Below are 17,261 nucleotides of genomic sequence, written 5' to 3'. Positions count from 1 at the left end.
CTCAAGACAGGGATCGTCATGACCACGCTTTCGCCTATTAATACCGGCAATACGCTTATCGCCCGTCCGACAGAAACGCCGCCTGCAACCCTGACGCACAACGTTGAAGTCAGCCTGAAGAGGCCCTCTTTAGTCGTCAGCCTGGGCAACGTCGTCTCCGATACGCTTTCCGACACCTATTCCCGTCGCGGACAATTACCGGGTCAAGAAACCGTGCGCGCCTGGGAAAGTGACAGCCAGGACGCGCTCAGCAAGTCGCTCAACGCCAACTTCAATTCGCAGTCGACGGCCAGCCGCTTCAGTGGCTTGGGCGCCGGCCTGATTGCGCAGTTCGCCAAGGGCGGGGCAGCGGTTTCCCAGTCGGTGATGTTCGCGAGTGCCGACCGCGCGGCGAACGCGGGTGAAATCAAAGTTGATCAGGGCCTGCTGCACACCAAGGCCGACAATCAGGTCAGCCTCAGCATCAAGACCGCCAGCGGCAAGACCGTCACCTTCAGCCTCTCGAGCCAGACCGATGGCCTGGGTGTGCAAGCGACGGTAGACGGTGGCACCTTGACCGATGAGGAGCTCAAGGCCGTCGGCAAACTGGGCAGCGCCTTCCAGTCCGCCGTGGATGGGTTGACGGCAATGCCACCGAAGCTCGACCTGAGCCAATTGACGCAGTTTGACACCAAGCTGCTGGCGTCGGTGGACCTCAATGCCACGCTCAAATCCCTGGACGGCCAGGACCTGAGCCTGGCCTTCCACGCCGACAGCCAAAGCCGCACCACCCGCATGAGTGGCCCGCTCGGCGAGCTGAACCTGGCCGTCGACCTGAAAAACGCCGCGATCCTCGGCAACGCCAAGCAACAAGCCAAGGCCCTGCAAAGCTATCTCGCCCAATTCGACCGGGCGCAGGAGCGCGGCAGTGCCAAGCCAGAGCTGATGGCGATGTTCAAAGACGCTTTCAGTGCCATGAACAGCCATTACCCACAGGGCGTTACCCTGCCCGAAGCGTTGACGCGCAATTCGACCGACCAGGGCTTGCTGACCGGCTTGGCGGACTTCAAGGCATCCATCAAACAGGCCAGCGAATCGCCTAACCCGATGCGCCCGTCTGAGGTGGACAGCTTCGCCTACGAGGTCTCGCAAAAGACCCGCGTCGGCGGCAACAGCCTGTTGGATCGTAGTGTCAGCCAGGACCAGCAGTCGAGCCTGTCCGCGAGTTTCCATAAGGGGCTTAAGGGCGGCAAAGCGCCTGCCCTGGACGGCAACGCAGAGTCGCAGAACTATCGCTACGTACAAGTGCAGGACAAGGCCAGCAGTTCGGCCAAGCTTTCCTACAAGGACGGCCTGCTGGCCAGTGCAACCCTCGATCAAAGTGCCAGCCAGAACACCCGCACGCAGCAATATGTGATGGGCAAGTTGGTGGAAGACACCACGGTGCCGAAAGAGGCGTCGGTCAAGCGCGACTATCTGGTGTTGCTCGAATACGCGGCCAAGGAAAGCAAGAAGTCCAAGGATGCGCTGGAGGAGTCCACTGTCAAGGAAGCCCTGGCCAGTCTGCATGCTTCGGTGATGTTGCAGGAAGATCCGTCCGCACTGGCACGCTGACGCGGCTGTAAAAAAGGCGTCTCCAGTGATGGAGGCGCCTTTTTTTTGCCCGGCAGACGCACCGACGAATGCCAGATTAGGCTTTTGAAACCCTTGGATATTCTGTAGCCTTGCGCAGCTTCACCTTAACCCGTGCTTGATGAACACAATCACTTCGTCCGGCGGCGCCCGAAGGGCTCCAGAGCCGGTGGTACACTCGACTTTCGCGCAACTGCGCCTGCAGGTCTTGCGAACATGACGCAAATTTCCGAACGCCTTCTGGTTCAAGCCCACCTCGACGCCAAGCAGCCCAAGGCCCTCAGCGCCGCTGAAGAGGCGAGCCTGCGTACCGCCATCGCCGCTGAGCTCAAGGCTCAAGACGCGGTGCTGGTGGCCCACTTCTACTGTGACCCGGTGATCCAGGCCCTGGCCGAAGAAACCGGCGGCTGCGTCTCCGACTCCCTGGAAATGGCTCGCTTCGGCGCTGCCCACCCGGCCAAGACCGTATTGGTCGCTGGCGTGCGTTTCATGGGCGAGACCGCCAAGATCCTCACCCCCGAAAAGCGCATCCTCATGCCCACCCTGGAAGCCACGTGTTCCCTGGACCTGGGTTGCCCGGTGGAAGAGTTTTCAGCGTTCTGCGACCAACATCCCGAGCGCACCGTGGTGGTGTACGCCAACACCTCGGCGGCGGTCAAAGCCCGGGCGGATTGGGTGGTGACTTCCAGTTGTGCATTGGAAATCGTCGAAAGCCTGATGGACAACGGCGAAACGATTATCTGGGGCCCGGACAAACACCTGGGCACCTACATCCAGCGCCAGACCGGTGCCGACATGCTGCTGTGGGACGGTGCCTGCATCGTCCACGAAGAGTTCAAGTCCAAGCAGCTTGAAGACATGAAGGCGCTGTACCCGGATGCAGCGATTTTGGTGCACCCTGAGTCGCCGACCTCGGTGATCGAACTGGCGGATGCCGTAGGTTCGACCAGCCAATTGATTGCTGCCGCTCAGCGCCTGCCGAACAAGACCTTCATCGTTGCCACCGACCGCGGCATCTTCTACAAGATGCAGCAGCTGTGCCCGGATAAAGTCTTTGTCGAGGCGCCTACTGCCGGCAACGGCGCGGCGTGCCGCAGTTGCGCACATTGCCCGTGGATGGCGATGAACACGCTGGAACGCACGCTGCAGTGCCTGCGCGAGGGTAGCAACGAGATCTTCGTCGAGCCCTCAGTGATCCCGCAGGCCGTGCGCCCGCTCAAGCGCATGCTTGATTTCACTCAGGCTGCCCGCCTGAAACTGGCCGGCAACGCCTGAGTCGTTACTTTTTCTGTTTGGGGATGCGAACCAGCTGGCTGTCGGAATAGATGTCATGCCAGCTGCGTTTGCGCTTATCAACCAGCGACCAGATAAACCCCAGCCCCACGCACAACCACGACGCAATCGATACCACAAAGCGCAACAGCGCCTGCCACAGGCTGATCCGTGAGCCATCGGCGTTCTGCACGCGCACGCCCCACACCTGCATGCCCAGGGTCTGCCCGGAATGGGTCCAGAACTTGGCGAAAAAACCGAACAGCACGAACAGCAGAATCGTCGACAGCAACGGGTCGCCGTCCAGCGCGCCGGATTCGGTCAGGGTGCGCATCTTCGCTTCACCGACAAACGCGATCCAGATCAGTTTGTAGACGAACGCGGTAACGATCAGCAGGGCAGTGCACAACAGAAAGTCATAGAACATCGCTGCCAGGCGACGGCCCAGGCCAACGGCGGGAAATTCGCCTTGAGGGCTCAGCAGGGGTTTTGACATGGCAGGGCTCTCTTGTGAAAAAAGCCATTTTACGAGCAAACGCACATAAAAAAGCCCCTGATGTCACCATCAGGGGCTTTTTGTCGCAGGAGGGATCAGCCTTCCGCTTGTACTTCGTCAGCCTGCATGCCTTTTTGGCCTTGCACAGCAACGAACGTCACTTTCTGGCCTTCTTTCAGGCTCTTGAAGCCGTTGCCCTGAATAGCGCGGAAATGCACGAACAGATCCGGACCGCTTTCTGGAGTGATAAAACCAAACCCTTTCTCGTCGTTAAACCACTTGACGGTACCGCTCTGACGTTCAGCCATTTTCTTATTTCCTTGACGCTAAAAATTAATGACAGCCCCTTTCGCAGGAAAGAGTACTGGGCTGGGTTGCAGGAAAGTAAGAGACGTCGAACGGGTTGTAGCACAACTACTTCAGCTACTGCCCAGGTCCAGGTTCCAAGCGACCCATGCAAACACAGTGGGCAAACTCTACGCCAACTAATAGAGAAAAAACAAGCCCTGCCAAAAGCCCAGGTTTTGCTGGGGCTTATGACACTTGGGTGAATGTTCTGGATCCGACTTATTCGATAGAGTTGGTCACTTGTTATAGCTTGATCCCTATAAAAAAGACTATCGAGAGTGCACTGTTTTATGGCGATTGCGTTACAAATTAGTGCGCGTTAACGCAATCGCGTTACTTATAGAAACAGTCAATCAACCACGGTAGTAACGTTGCGGCACAAATGGCATTTTACTTACACGTAGTGGCACCTTTTTCCCACGTACCAACGCAGAGACTTCGGTATCCAGTGCGGTGAAGGCGCTGTCCAGGTAACCCATGGCCAGCGGGCCGCCGAGGGTCGGACCGAAGCCGCCGCTGCACACACTGCCGATCACGGTGCCGTCGGCGTCGACGATTTCTGCGCCTTCACGCACCGGCGTGCGTTCTTGTGGCAACAGGCCTACACGTTTGCGGCTCACACCGGTTTGCTGCTGGGTGAAGATCTTGTCGGCACCCGGAAAGCCGCCGGCACGGGCGCCGTCGGCACGACGGGCCTTGGAGATCGCCCACAGCAGGCTGGCTTCGATCGGTGTGGTGTCGGTGTTCATGTCGTGGCCGTACAGGCACAGGCCGGCTTCCAGGCGCAGCGAGTCGCGGGCGCCCAGGCCGATGGCCTGTACTTCGGTCTCGGCCAGCAGGCTGCGCGCGAGGCTTTCGGCATTGGCGGCGGGCACTGAGATTTCAAAGCCGTCTTCGCCGGTGTAGCCCGAGCGGCTGACGTAGCAGTCCACGCCCAGCAGGCGCAGCGTGGCGAACTGCATGAAGGTCATCTTGGTGACTTCCGGTGCCAGGCGCGCCAGTACCTTCACCGCCGAAGGGCCTTGCAGGGCCAGCAACGCACGTTCTTCGAACAGCGGCTCAATGGTGCACTGGTCGCCGATATGCTGGCGCAGGTGGGCCAGGTCCTGGTCCTTGCAGGCGGCGTTGACCACTAGGAACAGTTCGTCGTTACCCAGGTTGGCCACCATCAGGTCATCGAGAATACCGCCCTGGTCGTTGGTGAACATCGCGTAGCGCTGCATGCCCACCGGCAGGTCGATGATGTCGACGGGCACCAGGGTTTCCAGGGCTTTGGCGGCATTGGCGCCGGTGAGGCGGATCTGGCCCATGTGGGACACGTCGAACAGCCCGGCCTGATCACGGGTGTGCAGGTGTTCCTTCATCACGCCCAAGGGGTATTGCACCGGCATGTCGTAGCCGGCGAAGGGCACCATGCGGGCGCCCAGTTCGATGTGCAGGGCGTGCAGAGGGGTTTTCAACAGGGTTTCGGTGGACATATTCAGCTCCTGAAAAACGTGCTGGCGCGCCGTTAGGCGTCAGCACTCGATAATGTTGACCGCCAAACCGCCACGGGCGGTTTCCTTGTATTTGCTTTTCATGTCGGCGCCGGTCTGGCGCATGGTGCGGATGACCTTGTCGAGGGACACAAAGTGCTGCCCATCACCGCGCAAGGCCATGCGCACCGCATTGATCGCCTTGACCGAGCCCATCGCATTGCGCTCGATGCACGGCACCTGCACCAGCCCGCCAATCGGGTCGCAGGTCAGGCCGAGGTTGTGTTCCATGCCGATCTCAGCGGCGTTTTCCACTTGGGAAACGCTGCCGCCCAAGACTTCGCACAACGCCCCGGCCGCCATGGAACAGGCCACGCCGACCTCGCCCTGACAGCCGACTTCGGCGCCGGAAATCGACGCGTTTTCCTTGTACAAAATCCCGATGGCAGCGGCGGTGAGCAGGAAACGCACCACGCCGTCTTCGTTCGCGCCAGGGATAAAGCGCATGTAGTAATGCAGCACCGCCGGCACGATGCCGGCCGCGCCGTTGGTGGGCGCCGTGACCACGCGGCCGCCGTTGGCGTTTTCTTCATTGACGGCCAGGGCGTAAAGGTTGACCCAGTCGAGTACCGACAATGGGTCACGCAGCGCCGACTCCGGGTGCTTGCACAGCTGGCGATGCAGGGCCGCGGCGCGACGCTTGACCTTCAAACCGCCGGGCAAAATCCCTTCGTTGCGACAGCCCGCATCCACACAGTCCTGCATCACCTGCCAGATCTTCAGCAGCCCGGCGCGGGTTTCTGCCTCTGGGCGCCAGGCGCTCTCATTGGTCAGCATCACCTGGCTGATGGACAGCCCGTAGGTGGTGCAATGGCCGAGGAGGTCTTTGGCATGCTTGAAGGGGAAGGTCAGTGGTGTGGCATCCTCGACAATCCGGTCGGCGCCGGCGGCGTCTTCATCCACCACAAACCCACCGCCGACCGAGTAGTACTCGCGGCTGCGGATCTGGATAGTGGCGGCGTCGAAGGCACGGAAAATCATGCCGTTGGGATGGTAGGCGAGGGGTTTGCGAATCATCGCCAAGTGTTCTTTCTCGTTGAACGCAATGCTGTGTTCGCCGAGCAGGTTCAGGCAGCCGTCCTTGCGCATCTGCGCCAGGCGGGTGGCCACGGTTTCGGTATTCACGGTGTCCGGGTGTTCGCCTTCCAGGCCCAGCAGCACGGCCTTGTCGCTGCCGTGGCCTTTACCGGTGGCGCCCAGCGATCCGTAGAGTTCCACCTTGATGCTGGTGGTGGCGCTCAGCAGGTCGTCACGCTTGAGTCCCTCGACGAATCGAGCGGCGGCACGCATCGGGCCAACGGTGTGGGAACTGGAGGGGCCGATGCCAATCTTGAACAGGTCGAACACGCTAAGGGACATGGTTGTTCTCCGGTTTCTTGTTATGTGGCAGCCGCAAGCTACAAGCCACAAGCTGCAAGGAAGAGCCGCTGGGGCTTCTAACTTGCCGCTTGAAGCTTGCCGCTTAAAACTGCTTTACGCGTAAAGCTCGATCGACGGGCACGCACACACCAGGTTGCGATCACCAAACACGTTGTCCACCCGCCCAACCGGCGGCCAGTACTTGCCTTCGATCAACGACGGCACCGGGTACACCGCCTGCTCGCGGGTGTACGGATGCGTCCACTCACTCACCAGTTCAGCAGCGGTGTGCGGCGCGTTTTTCAGCGGGTTGTCGTCCTTGTCCAAGGTGCCGTTTTCCACCGCGCGGATTTCTTCGCGGATGGCGATCATCGCGTTGCAGAAGCGGTCCAGTTCTTCCTTGGATTCGCTTTCGGTCGGCTCGATCATCAAGGTGCCGGCCACCGGGAACGACATGGTCGGCGCATGGAAGCCGAAGTCGATCAGGCGCTTGGCCACGTCGTCCACGCTGATGCCGCTGCTGTCTTTGAGGGGGCGCAGATCCAGGATGCATTCGTGCGCCACCAGGCCGTTGCTGCCGGTGTAGAGCACAGGGTAGTGCTCTTCCAGGCGACGGGAGATGTAGTTGGCATTCAGGATCGCCAGTTGCGAAGCACGCTTGAGGCCCGCACCGCCCATCATGCTGATGTACATCCAGGTGATCGGCAAAATGCTCGCGCTGCCGAATGGCGCCGCACACACCGCGCCTTCCTTGCGCTCCATAGCCGCGTGGCCGGGCAGGAACGGCGTGAGGTGCGACTTGACGCCAATCGGGCCGACGCCCGGGCCGCCACCACCGTGAGGGATGCAGAAGGTCTTGTGCAGGTTCAGGTGGGACACGTCGCCGCCGAATTTGCCCGGTGCGCACAGGCCGACCATGGCGTTCATGTTGGCGCCATCGATGTACACCTGGCCGCCGTTGTCGTGAATGATGCCGCAGATTTCGCGGATACCTTCTTCGAACACGCCGTGGGTGGACGGGTAGGTGATCATCAGCGCGGCCAGGTGGTCGCGGTGCTCGATGGCCTTGGCGCGCAGGTCTTCGATGTCGACGTTGCCGCGTGCATCGCACGCAGTCACGACCACGCGCATGCCCGCCATGTTGGCGGTGGCCGGGTTGGTGCCGTGAGCGGACGATGGGATCAGGCAAATGTCGCGGCGCTCATCGCCACGGCTCTGGTGATAGGCACGGATGGCCAAGAGGCCTGCGTACTCGCCCTGGGAACCGGCGTTCGGCTGCAGGGAGATCGCGTCGTAACCGGTGGCCGCGCAGAGCATGGCTTCCAGGTCGGAGGTCAGCTCCAGGTAGCCGGCGCTTTGTTCGGCCGGGGCGAACGGGTGCAGGGCACCGAACTCGGCCCAGGTCACCGGGATCATTTCACTGGCGGCGTTGAGCTTCATGGTGCACGAGCCCAGCGGGATCATGGTGCGGTCCAGCGCCAGGTCCTTGTCGGCCAGCTTGCGCAGGTAGCGCATCAGCTCGGTTTCCGAGTGATAACGGTTGAACACCGGGTGGCTGAGGACGGGAGACTGGCGCAGCAGGGCGGCTGGCAGCGTGTTTTCCGTCTGGGCGAAAGCGGGCAGGGGCTTGCCGTCGGCAAAGATCGCCCACAGGGTTTCGATATCGGCCTGGGTGGTGGTTTCGTCCACCGACACACCCACACGCTCGCCATCCACCACACGCAGGTTGATGCGCTGGGCACGCGCCTTGTCGTGCAGCGCGGCGGTGTTGGCGCCGGTGTTGAGGGTGAGGGTGTCGAAGAAGTGTTCCTGCTCGACCTTCAAGCCCAGGGCGGTCAGGCCCTTGGCCAGGATCGCGGTCAGCTGGTGCACACGCTGGGCAATCTGGGTCAGGCCTTTGGGGCCGTGGTACACGGCGTACATGCTGGCGATGTTGGCCAGCAGCACCTGGGCGGTGCAGATGTTCGACGTGGCTTTCTCGCGGCGGATATGTTGCTCGCGGGTCTGCATGGCCAGGCGCAGGGCCGGCTTGCCGAAACGGTCGACGGACACACCGACCAGACGGCCCGGCATGTCGCGTTTGAACGCATCCTTGGTGGAGAAATACGCCGCGTGCGGGCCACCAAAGCCCAGCGGCACGCCGAAGCGTTGCGCGCTGCCGATGGCCACGTCGGCGCCGAATTCGCCCGGCGGGGCCAGCAAGGTCAGGGCCAGCAGGTCGGCGGCCACGGCCACCAGGGCATTGGCGGCGTGGAAGCGCTCGGTCAGTGCGCGGTAGTCGAACACGTCACCGTTGCTCGCCGGGTACTGCAGCAGGGCGCCGAAGAACGGGCTGACGTCGCTCAGTTCGCGCTCATCGCCCACCACCACGTCGATGCCCAGCGGCTCGGCACGGGTGCGCAGCACGTCGAGGGTTTGCGGGTGGCTGTGGATCGAGGCGAAGAAGGCGTTGCTGCCCTTGTTCTTGCTCAGGCGCTTGCAGAAGGTCATGGCTTCGGCGGCGGCGGTGGCTTCGTCGAGCAAGGAGGCGTTGGCGATCGGCAGGCCGGTGAGGTCGCTGATCAGGGTCTGGAAGTTCAGCAGCGCTTCCAGGCGGCCTTGGGAAATCTCGGGTTGATACGGGGTGTAGGCGGTGTACCAGGCCGGGTTTTCCAGCAGGTTGCGCAGGATCGGCGACGGCGTGTGGCAGTTGTAGTAGCCCTGGCCGATGTAGGTCTTGAACAGTTGGTTCTTGCGGGCGATGGCCTTGATCTTGGCCAGTGCGTCGGCTTCGCTCAGGCCGTCTTCCAGGCCGAGCACGCTGGTGCCCTTGATGCTTTCCGGGATCACGCTGGCGCTCAATGCTTCCAGGGAGTCGAAGCCCAGGCTGGCGAGCATCTGCTGCTCATCTTCCTGGCGCGGGCCGATGTGACGGGCGATGAATTCGTTGGCGGTGCTGATGTTGATCGACATGGCGCGCTCCTCAGGCTTCAGCGTTGGCTTTGATCAGGCGGTCGTACGCGTCCTGATCCAACAGTTTAGCGACTGCACCGGCATCGGCCGGCTTAAAGCGGAAGAACCAACCTTCGCCCATCGGGTCTTCGTTGACCAGCTCCGGGCTGCCATCCAATTTGTCGTTCACTTCAAGGACTTCACCGTCCAAAGGCATGTACACGCCGCTGGCCGCTTTGACCGACTCAACGGTGGACGCCTCGGCGCCCTTGTCATAGGCCTGCAACTCCGGCAGTTGCACGAAAACCACATCACCCAGCGCGTTCTGCGCGAAAGCGGTGATACCCACGGTGACGCTGCCGTCAGCTTCGGCGCGCAGCCATTCGTGATCTTCAGTGAAACGCAACTCGCTCATGGAAACTCCTCAAGGCCAGATTCGTCTGGTGGACGGGATTGGAATAATGGGGAGTTGCTTAGCAATATCGCGGCCAATCTTATTTATTCGTTATAAATCAATGAGTTAATAAAATTGGTTATAGCGTTATGCATTATGACTGTAGCGATTTCGCTACAGCTGGGCGCAGGAAAAAAAGCCTATGCGGATCAAAGCCTTGCATGGCGCGCAAAAAACAGGGTTGTAGCGATATCGTTACGCTGTAGCGCTTTCAGTACAGTCGATGTCGTTCTCAGACCTTATTCGGGATGCCGTACTTGCGCAGCCGATGGGCAATCGCCGTGTGCGAGGTCTGCAACCGGCTGGCCAGTTGGCGCGTCGAAGGGTAGCTGGTGTATAGCGTTTCCAGCAGGTTGCGCTCGAAGTCTTCCACCGCCTGTTCCAGGCTGTCGATTTCACCGTCGCTCTGGCGCGCCACTGACGTGCCGGCGATATCCAGGTCGCCAATGTCCACCAAGCTGCTTTCGCAGATGGCGGCGGCGCGGAAGATCACGTTCTGCAGTTGCCGAACGTTGCCCGGCCAGCGGTTGCCGAGCAGCGCCGGGTACGTGCCGGGTGCCAGGCGGCACACCGGACGCTGGATCTGCGCGCAGGCCTGCTGCATGAAATAACGGGCCAGCAACAGGATGTCCTGGCCGCGTGCGCGCAATGGCGGCACTTCGACGTTGAGCACGTTGAGGCGATAGAACAGGTCTTCGCGAAAGGTGCCTTCGCTGACCATTTTTTCCAGATCGCGGTGGGTGGCGCTGAGGATGCGCACATTGACCTTCACTTCACGGTCGCCGCCCACGCGGCGGAAGCTGCCGTCGTTGAGAAACCGCAGCAGCTTGGCCTGCAAGTACGGCGACATCTCACCGATCTCATCCAGAAACACCGTGCCCTGGTTGGCCAACTCCATCAGCCCCGGCTTGCCACCGCGTTGCGCGCCGGTAAAGGCGCCCGGTGCATAACCGAACAACTCGCTTTCCGCGAGGTTCTCCGGCAGCGCCGCGCAGTTCAAGGCCAGGAACGGCGCACTGTGGCGCGCACTGATGGCATGACAGGCCCGCGCCACCAGCTCTTTGCCGGTGCCGGTTTCGCCCTGGATCAACAACGGGGCATCCAGCGCCGCTACCCGCTGGGCGCGGGCCTTGAGCGTGCGGATGACAGGGGATTCACCGAGCAGCGCGTCAAAGCCTTCGGCATGGTCATGGTGCAGCGCCGACAGCTGTTCGCCGATGCGGTTGGGTTGGTAGAGGGTGAGCAGGGCGCCGGCGTCGGTGATCGGCGTGGCGTCCAGCAGCAGGGTCTGGCCGTTGACGCTGATCTCGCGCAGCGGCAAGCGGAAGCCTTGCTCCAGCAGGGTGTCGAGCAGCTTCGGGTCATTGAACAGTTCGCTGATGCTTTCGCCCGCCGGCTCGCGACCATACAGGGCGATCAGCGCCGGGTTGGCCAGCAGGATCTTGCCCGCGCTGTCCAGCGCCAGCACCGGGTCGGTCATGGCGGCCAACAGGGCATCGAGTTGCAGGTGGCGACGTTGGCCGGGGAGGATGTCCACCACGGTCACCGCTTGCACGCCCTGCACGCTGAAGAGGGCGTCGCGCAGTTCTTCGAGTACTTCGGCGCTCAGGGTCGGCGCGTCGATGTAGACGTTGGGCGGCACCATCTCCACCGCATCCAGGTTGAGATTGCGCCCACCGAGCAGGGCCAGGACTTCCTGGGTAATGCCGACGCGGTCGATGAAGCTGACGTGGATACGCATGGGGCGCTAACAATTCTGGGGAGCGAGAGGCGGCAAGTATGCCTTGGAGCGAGTGGAGATCAAAATGTGGGAGCGGGCTTGCTCCCACAGTGGATCTGCGGCGTTCTTATTCCAGGTGTTCGGGCTTGACCGGATCACCTGCCTTCACATCCAACTGATGCCGCACATCCTCGAACATCAAGTCGTACTGCTTGTGCATCGCGCCGTTCAACACGGCGATCTTCGGCATGCCGTACTTCTGCGCAATGTTCATCGCATGCCGCGCAAAGTCGAACGCCTGGTCCTTGGGCAGGAAGAACTCTTCCTTGAGGTCCTTGCCCTGCACCGAGCCATGCAGCTTGAACAGCATGCCCTTGCCTTCCTTTGGATCCTGGCTGACTTCGTAGTCGATACACAGGTTGTAGCTGTAGTCCTGCGCATTCAGCGCGTGGCGTTCAACGTGCAAGTGACCCGGTTCAAAGGTGGCCATAGGCGTCTCTCCTCTACTTCACAGATAGGTGATGCCAGGTTTTGCCGTGCTGATGCGCGTACCGGCGCTGCCCTGGACGATGGCTTCGATGTCCGAGAGTGAACCGATGACGGCGGTTTTGCCAGTCTGGCGGGCGAACTCGCAGGCAGCTTGTACCTTGGGGCCCATGGAACCGGCGGCGAAGCCGAGTTTTTCCATTTCGTCGGGGTGGGCCTGGCTGATGGCCTTCTGGGTGGGTTTGCCGAAATCGATAAACGCGGCGTTGACGTCGGTGGCGATCACCAGCAAATCGGCTTCCAACTGCCAGGCCAGCAGAGACGAACACAGGTCCTTGTCGATCACCGCTTCGATGCCTTTGAGCTTGCCGTCCTCGCCATACATGGTCGGGATGCCGCCGCCCCCCGCGCAGATCACGATGCTGCTTTTTTCCAGCAGCCACTTGATCGGGCGGATTTCAAAGATACGTTTAGGGCGCGGGCTGGCGACCACACGACGGTACTTGTCGCCGTCCGGCGCAATGGCCCAGCCTTTTTCGGCGGCGAGTTTCTCCGCTTCGGCCTTGGAATACACTGGGCCGATGGGCTTGGTCGGGTTCTTGAAAGCCGGGTCCTTGGCGTCCACTTCGACTTGGGTGAGCAGGGTGGCGAAGGGCACTTCGAAGTCCAGCAGGTTGCCCAGTTCCTGTTCGATGATGTAGCCGATCATGCCTTCGGTCTCGGCGCCGAGCACGTCCAGCGGGTACGGCGAGACCTGGGTGTAGGCCGCCGCCTGCAACGACAGCAGGCCGACTTGCGGGCCATTGCCGTGAGCGATCACCAGCTCGTTGCCGGGGTGGATCTTGGCGATCTGTTCGGTGGCGATCCGGATATTGGCGCGTTGGTTGTCCGCAGTCATGGGTTCACCACGGCGGAGCAGGGCGTTACCGCCCAGTGCTACGACGATACGCATAGCGTCTGTCCTTTTTCAAAGCAGCGGGGGAGCGGGCTCCCCCGAAGAAAGGGTTACAGGTCGGCCAAGGTCGACACCAGGATCGCCTTGATGGTGTGCATGCGGTTTTCCGCCTGCTCGAAGGCGATGCAGGCCGGCGACTCGAACACGTCGTCTGTCACTTCAATGCCATTGGCCAGGTGCGGATACTGCTCGGCAATCTGCTTGCCGACCTTGGTATCGCTGTTGTGAAACGCCGGCAGGCAGTGCATGAACTTGGTGCGTGGGTTGCCGGTGGCTTTCATCAGCTCGGCGTTCACTTGGTATGGCAGTAGTTGTTCGATGCGCTCGGCCCAGGCTTCCACGGGCTCACCCATGGATACCCACACGTCGGTGTGGATGAAGTCCACGCCTTTGACCGCGGCTTTCGGGTCTTCGGTGAGGGTGATGCGCGCGCCGCTTTCTTCTGCGTATTTCTTGCAGCGGCCGACCAGGTCATCGTGGGGCCACAGGGCTTTAGGCGCGCAGATACGCACGTCCATGCCGAGCTTGGCGCCCACCAGCAGCAGCGAGTTGCCCATGTTGTTGCGGGCATCGCCCAGGTAGGCGTAGCTGATCTCGTGAATCGGCTTGTCGGCGTGTTCGCGCATGGTCAGCACGTCGGCGATCATCTGGGTCGGGTGATATTCATCGGTCAGGCCGTTGAACACCGGCACGCCGGCAAACTTGGCCAGCTCTTCGACGATCTCCTGCTTGAAGCCACGGTATTCGATGGCGTCATACATGCGCCCGAGTACGCGGGCGGTGTCCTTCATGCTTTCCTTATGGCCGATCTGCGAGGAGCCCGGGTCGATGTAGGTGACGTTGGCGCCTTGGTCATAGGCGGCCACTTCGAAGGCGCAGCGGGTGCGGGTGGAGGTTTTTTCGAAGATCAGCGCGATGTTGTTGCCTTTGAGGTGTTGCTGTTCGGTGCCGGTGTACTTGGCGCGCTTGAGGTCGCGGGACAGGTCCAGCAGGTAGCGCAGCTCGCGCGGGGTGTGGTGTTCCAGGCTGAGCAGGCTGCGGTTGTGAATGTTGAACGCCATGATGATTCTCCTTGGATTCGGTGATCTGCCTGGCCAGCGTCTGATGGACGCCGGCCAGGGGATGGTCGCTTAGTAGTCGATAGGGTCGCGGATGATCGGGCAGGTCATGCAGTGGCCGCCGCCACGGCCACGGCCCAGTTCACCGGCACTGATGGTGATGACTTCCACACCGGCCTTGCGCAGCAGGGTGTTGGTGTAGGTGTTGCGGTCGTAACCGATCACCACGCCCGGCTCCACGGCCACCACGTTGTTGCCGTCGTCCCACTGCTCGCGTTCAGCGGCGAAGCTGTTGCCGCCGGTTTCCACCACGCGCAGTGCCTTGAGGCCGAGGGCCGCGGCGACGGTGTCGAGGAAGTTGGTTTTCTCGCGTTGGATATCGATGCCGTGAGGCTTGCTCTCGTCAGGGCGCAGGGTGAAGGCGACGATCTGGTTGACCACTTCGGGGAAGATGGTGACCAGGTCGCGGTCGCAGAAGCTGAACACGGTGTCCAGGTGCATCGCGGCGCGGGATTTGGGCAGGCCGGCCACGATGACTTTTTCCACCGCCTTGTTCTTGAACAGGTTGCGCGCCAGTTGGCCAATGGCCTGGTGCGACGAACGCTCGCCCATGCCGATCAGGACCACGCCGTTGCCGATGGGCATCACGTCGCCGCCTTCCAGGGTGGACGCGCCGTGTTCTTGATCCGGGTCGCCGTACCAGATCTGAAAGTCCGCGTTGGTGAATTCCGGGTGGAACTTGTAGATGGCGGTGGTCAGCAGGGTCTCCTGGCGTCGCGCCGGCCAGTACATCGGGTTCAGCGTCACGCCGCCGTAGATCCAGCAGGTGGTGTCACGGGTGAACTGGGTGTTGGGCAGCGGCGGCAGGATGAAGCTGGAATGCCCGAGGAAATCGCGGAACATCTCGATGGTCTTGCCACCGAAGCTGCTCGGCAGGTCATCGGCGGACACGCCACCAATCAGGAACTCACTGATTTTGCGCGGCTCCAGGCTGCGCAGCCAGGAGCTGACTTCATCCACCAGGCCCAGGCCGACAGTGTTGGCGGTGATCTTGCGTTCCAGGATCCAGTCCAGCGCGTCGGGGATGGCGACGATGTCGGTGAGCAGGTTGTGCATTTCCAGCACATCAATATCCCGCTCGCGCATCTTGGTCACAAAGTCGAAATGGTCGCGCTTGGCCTGGGCCACCCATAGCACGTCATCGAACAGCAGTTCATCGCAGTTGTTGGGGGTCAGCCGCTGGTGGGCCAAGCCTGGGGAGCACACCATGACTTTGCGCAGTTTGCCGGCTTCGGAATGTACGCCGTACTTCACTTTTTCCGTGGTCATTACAGATCCTCCAGTGAACAAAAGATTCAGGTGTTACAGGGTCAGGAAGCCGTCGTAGAGCCCATAGGCCGCCACCAGGGCGCCAATGACCACTGCGGCGAAAATCAGCTTCTCGACGTTGGTGAAAATCGGTTTGCCCAGTTCACGCTTGGCCTTGGCGAACAGGATCGCGCCGGGGGCGTACAGCAGGGCGGAGAGCAGCAGGTATTTGGTGCCGCCGGCGTAGAGCAGCCAGATCGCGTAGATCAGGGCGATGGCGCCGATGAACAGGTCTTTCTTGCGCTCTTTCAGGGCGTTCTCGTAGGTCTCGCCGCGCACCGCCAGCAGCAGCGCGTAGGCCGCCGACCACAGGTAAGGCACCAGGATCATCGAGGTGGCGAGGTAGATCAGCGACAGGTAAGTGCTGGCGGAAAACAGCGTGATCACCAGGAACAGTTGCACCATGGCGTTGGTCAGCCACAGGGCGTTGACCGGTACGTGGTTGGCGTTCTCCTTGCGCAGGAACTCCGGCATGGTGTGGTCCTTGGCGGCGGCGAACATGATCTCCGCACACAGCAGCACCCACGACAGCAGCGCCCCGAGCAGCGAGATGATCAGGCCGACGCTGATCAGCACCGCGCCCCAGTGGCCCACCACATGCTCCAGCACGGCGGCCATCGATGGGTTTTGCAGCTTGGCCAGTTCCGGTTGGGTCATGATGCCCAGGGACAGCACGTTCACCAGCATCAGGAACAGCAGCACGGTGATAAAACCGATCACGGTGGCCTTGCCCACGTCGGAGCGTTTTTCCGCACGGGACGAGAAGATGCTCGCGCCTTCGATGCCGATGAACACCCAGACGGTGACGAGCATCATGTTGCGCACCTGGTTCATCACACTGCCCAGGTCCGGGTTTTTCACGCCCCAGATGTCAGCGGTGAAGATCTCCAGCTTGAACGCAAACAGCGCGATCAACACGAACAGCACCAGCGGTACGACCTTGGCGACGGTGGTCACCAGGTTGATGAACGCCGCTTCCTTGATGCCGCGCAGGACCAGGAAATGCACGGCCCACAGCAGCGCCGAGGCACCGATCACAGCAGCAGGGGTATTTCCCTCTCCAAATAGCGGGAAGAAGTAACCGAGGGTGCTGAACAAAAGTACGAAGTACCCCACGTTGCCCAGCCAGGCACTGATCCAGTAGCCCCAGGCAGACGAGAAACCCATGTAGTCGCCGAACCCGGCCTTGGCGTAGGCGTAGACCCCGCCGTCGAGGTCAGGCTTGCGGTTGGCGAGGGTCTGGAACACAAACGCGAGGGTCAACATGCCGATGGCGGTAATCACCCAACCAATCAACACCGCGCCGACGTCGGCGCTGGCGGCCATGTTCTGCGGCAGTGAGAAGATCCCGCCGCCAATCATCGAGCCCACGACAAGTGCAACCAGTGCGCCGAGTCGAAGTTTTCCGGGAGATTCAGACATTGCATAACTCCAATGCAGGAGAAGAGAGACCACAGAATAATTCCGTGCGCTATTCAAACAGCTGACTCAGATCACTTCATTGGCACATTCCATTGTGAATTAATGACTTAGGCTGGAAACTCGTGGGCGATATAAATCCTCGGAGAGGTGCTTTGCAGAGCGCTTCTCTCGCTTTATGGTTAATCTATTAGTCAGGTCCGTGGACGTTTGAAGCTAGACCGTATTTCCAGATGTGCAAACTTTTCG

Annotated in this window: 14 protein-coding genes; 2 read left to right on the top strand and 12 right to left on the bottom strand. The window is 61.2% G+C overall.

All coding sequences use genetic code 11. The features are described from left to right. Positions 1-18: 18 nt before the first annotated feature. Positions 19-1,593, top strand: a complete 1,575-nt coding sequence (locus tag AYR47_RS31350) for a lactate dehydrogenase (protein WP_237142519.1) — start codon at positions 19-21, stop codon at positions 1,591-1,593. Between the two features lie 234 nt (positions 1,594-1,827). Beyond that, the gene (gene nadA / locus AYR47_RS31345; RefSeq protein ID WP_033902225.1) at positions 1,828-2,886 is read left to right on the top strand and encodes a quinolinate synthase NadA; all 1,059 of its coding nucleotides are present in this window, start codon (positions 1,828-1,830) and stop codon (positions 2,884-2,886) included. A gap of 4 nt (positions 2,887-2,890) precedes the next feature. Here nadA and AYR47_RS31340 read toward each other — a convergent pair whose 3' ends face one another. The 12 genes from AYR47_RS31340 to arcD form a co-directional block, all read right to left on the bottom strand. Continuing rightward, entirely contained in the window at positions 2,891-3,379 is a 489-nt protein-coding gene (locus tag AYR47_RS31340) for an RDD family protein (protein ID WP_033902224.1), read from the bottom strand. Between the two features lie 95 nt (positions 3,380-3,474). Then, positions 3,475-3,687, bottom strand: coding sequence for a cold-shock protein (locus AYR47_RS31335; RefSeq protein ID WP_003365337.1), 213 nt, complete (start codon positions 3,685-3,687; stop codon positions 3,475-3,477). A 393-nt stretch (positions 3,688-4,080) separates the two neighbouring features. Further along, complete coding sequence (gene gcvT, locus AYR47_RS31330) at positions 4,081-5,205, bottom strand: glycine cleavage system aminomethyltransferase GcvT (RefSeq protein WP_061449353.1); 1,125 nt, start codon at positions 5,203-5,205, stop codon at positions 4,081-4,083. Between the two features lie 39 nt (positions 5,206-5,244). Continuing rightward, positions 5,245-6,621 carry an L-serine ammonia-lyase gene (locus tag AYR47_RS31325; protein ID WP_033896361.1) on the bottom strand — a complete coding sequence of 459 codons (1,377 nt, stop codon included), beginning with the start codon at positions 6,619-6,621 and terminating at the stop codon, positions 5,245-5,247. A gap of 114 nt (positions 6,622-6,735) precedes the next feature. After that, complete coding sequence (gene gcvP / locus AYR47_RS31320) at positions 6,736-9,573, bottom strand: aminomethyl-transferring glycine dehydrogenase (RefSeq protein WP_061449352.1); 2,838 nt, start codon at positions 9,571-9,573, stop codon at positions 6,736-6,738. A gap of 10 nt (positions 9,574-9,583) precedes the next feature. Then, positions 9,584-9,967: a glycine cleavage system protein GcvH gene (gene gcvH, locus AYR47_RS31315; protein ID WP_010208126.1), complete on the bottom strand. Its 384-nt coding sequence runs from the start codon at positions 9,965-9,967 to the stop codon at positions 9,584-9,586. Positions 9,968-10,238: 271 nt separating this feature from the next. Beyond that, the gene (locus tag AYR47_RS31310; protein ID WP_016975437.1) at positions 10,239-11,747 is read right to left on the bottom strand and encodes a sigma-54-dependent transcriptional regulator; all 1,509 of its coding nucleotides are present in this window, start codon (positions 11,745-11,747) and stop codon (positions 10,239-10,241) included. Positions 11,748-11,853: 106 nt separating this feature from the next. Beyond that, on the bottom strand, positions 11,854-12,216 hold the full coding sequence (locus AYR47_RS31305; RefSeq protein WP_033896358.1) for a DUF5064 family protein: 363 nt from the start codon (positions 12,214-12,216) through the stop codon (positions 11,854-11,856). 18 nt (positions 12,217-12,234) lie between these two features. After that, the gene (gene arcC / locus AYR47_RS31300; RefSeq protein WP_033896357.1) at positions 12,235-13,164 is read right to left on the bottom strand and encodes a carbamate kinase; all 930 of its coding nucleotides are present in this window, start codon (positions 13,162-13,164) and stop codon (positions 12,235-12,237) included. A 53-nt stretch (positions 13,165-13,217) separates the two neighbouring features. Further along, positions 13,218-14,228 carry an ornithine carbamoyltransferase gene (locus AYR47_RS31295; protein ID WP_033896356.1) on the bottom strand — a complete coding sequence of 337 codons (1,011 nt, stop codon included), beginning with the start codon at positions 14,226-14,228 and terminating at the stop codon, positions 13,218-13,220. Between the two features lie 69 nt (positions 14,229-14,297). Next, positions 14,298-15,554: an arginine deiminase gene (arcA, locus tag AYR47_RS31290; protein WP_016975433.1), complete on the bottom strand. Its 1,257-nt coding sequence runs from the start codon at positions 15,552-15,554 to the stop codon at positions 14,298-14,300. A 33-nt stretch (positions 15,555-15,587) separates the two neighbouring features. Next, positions 15,588-17,015, bottom strand: a complete 1,428-nt coding sequence (arcD, locus tag AYR47_RS31285) for an arginine-ornithine antiporter (protein ID WP_038851585.1) — start codon at positions 17,013-17,015, stop codon at positions 15,588-15,590. Between the last annotated feature and the right edge of the window lie 246 nt (positions 17,016-17,261).

The sequence above is a fragment of the Pseudomonas azotoformans genome (assembly GCF_001579805.1).
Classification (GTDB): Bacteria; Pseudomonadota; Gammaproteobacteria; order Pseudomonadales; family Pseudomonadaceae; genus Aquipseudomonas; species Aquipseudomonas azotoformans_A.
Note: the sequence above shows the minus strand (reverse complement) of the source record. Positions and strands in the feature narration are given on the sequence as shown.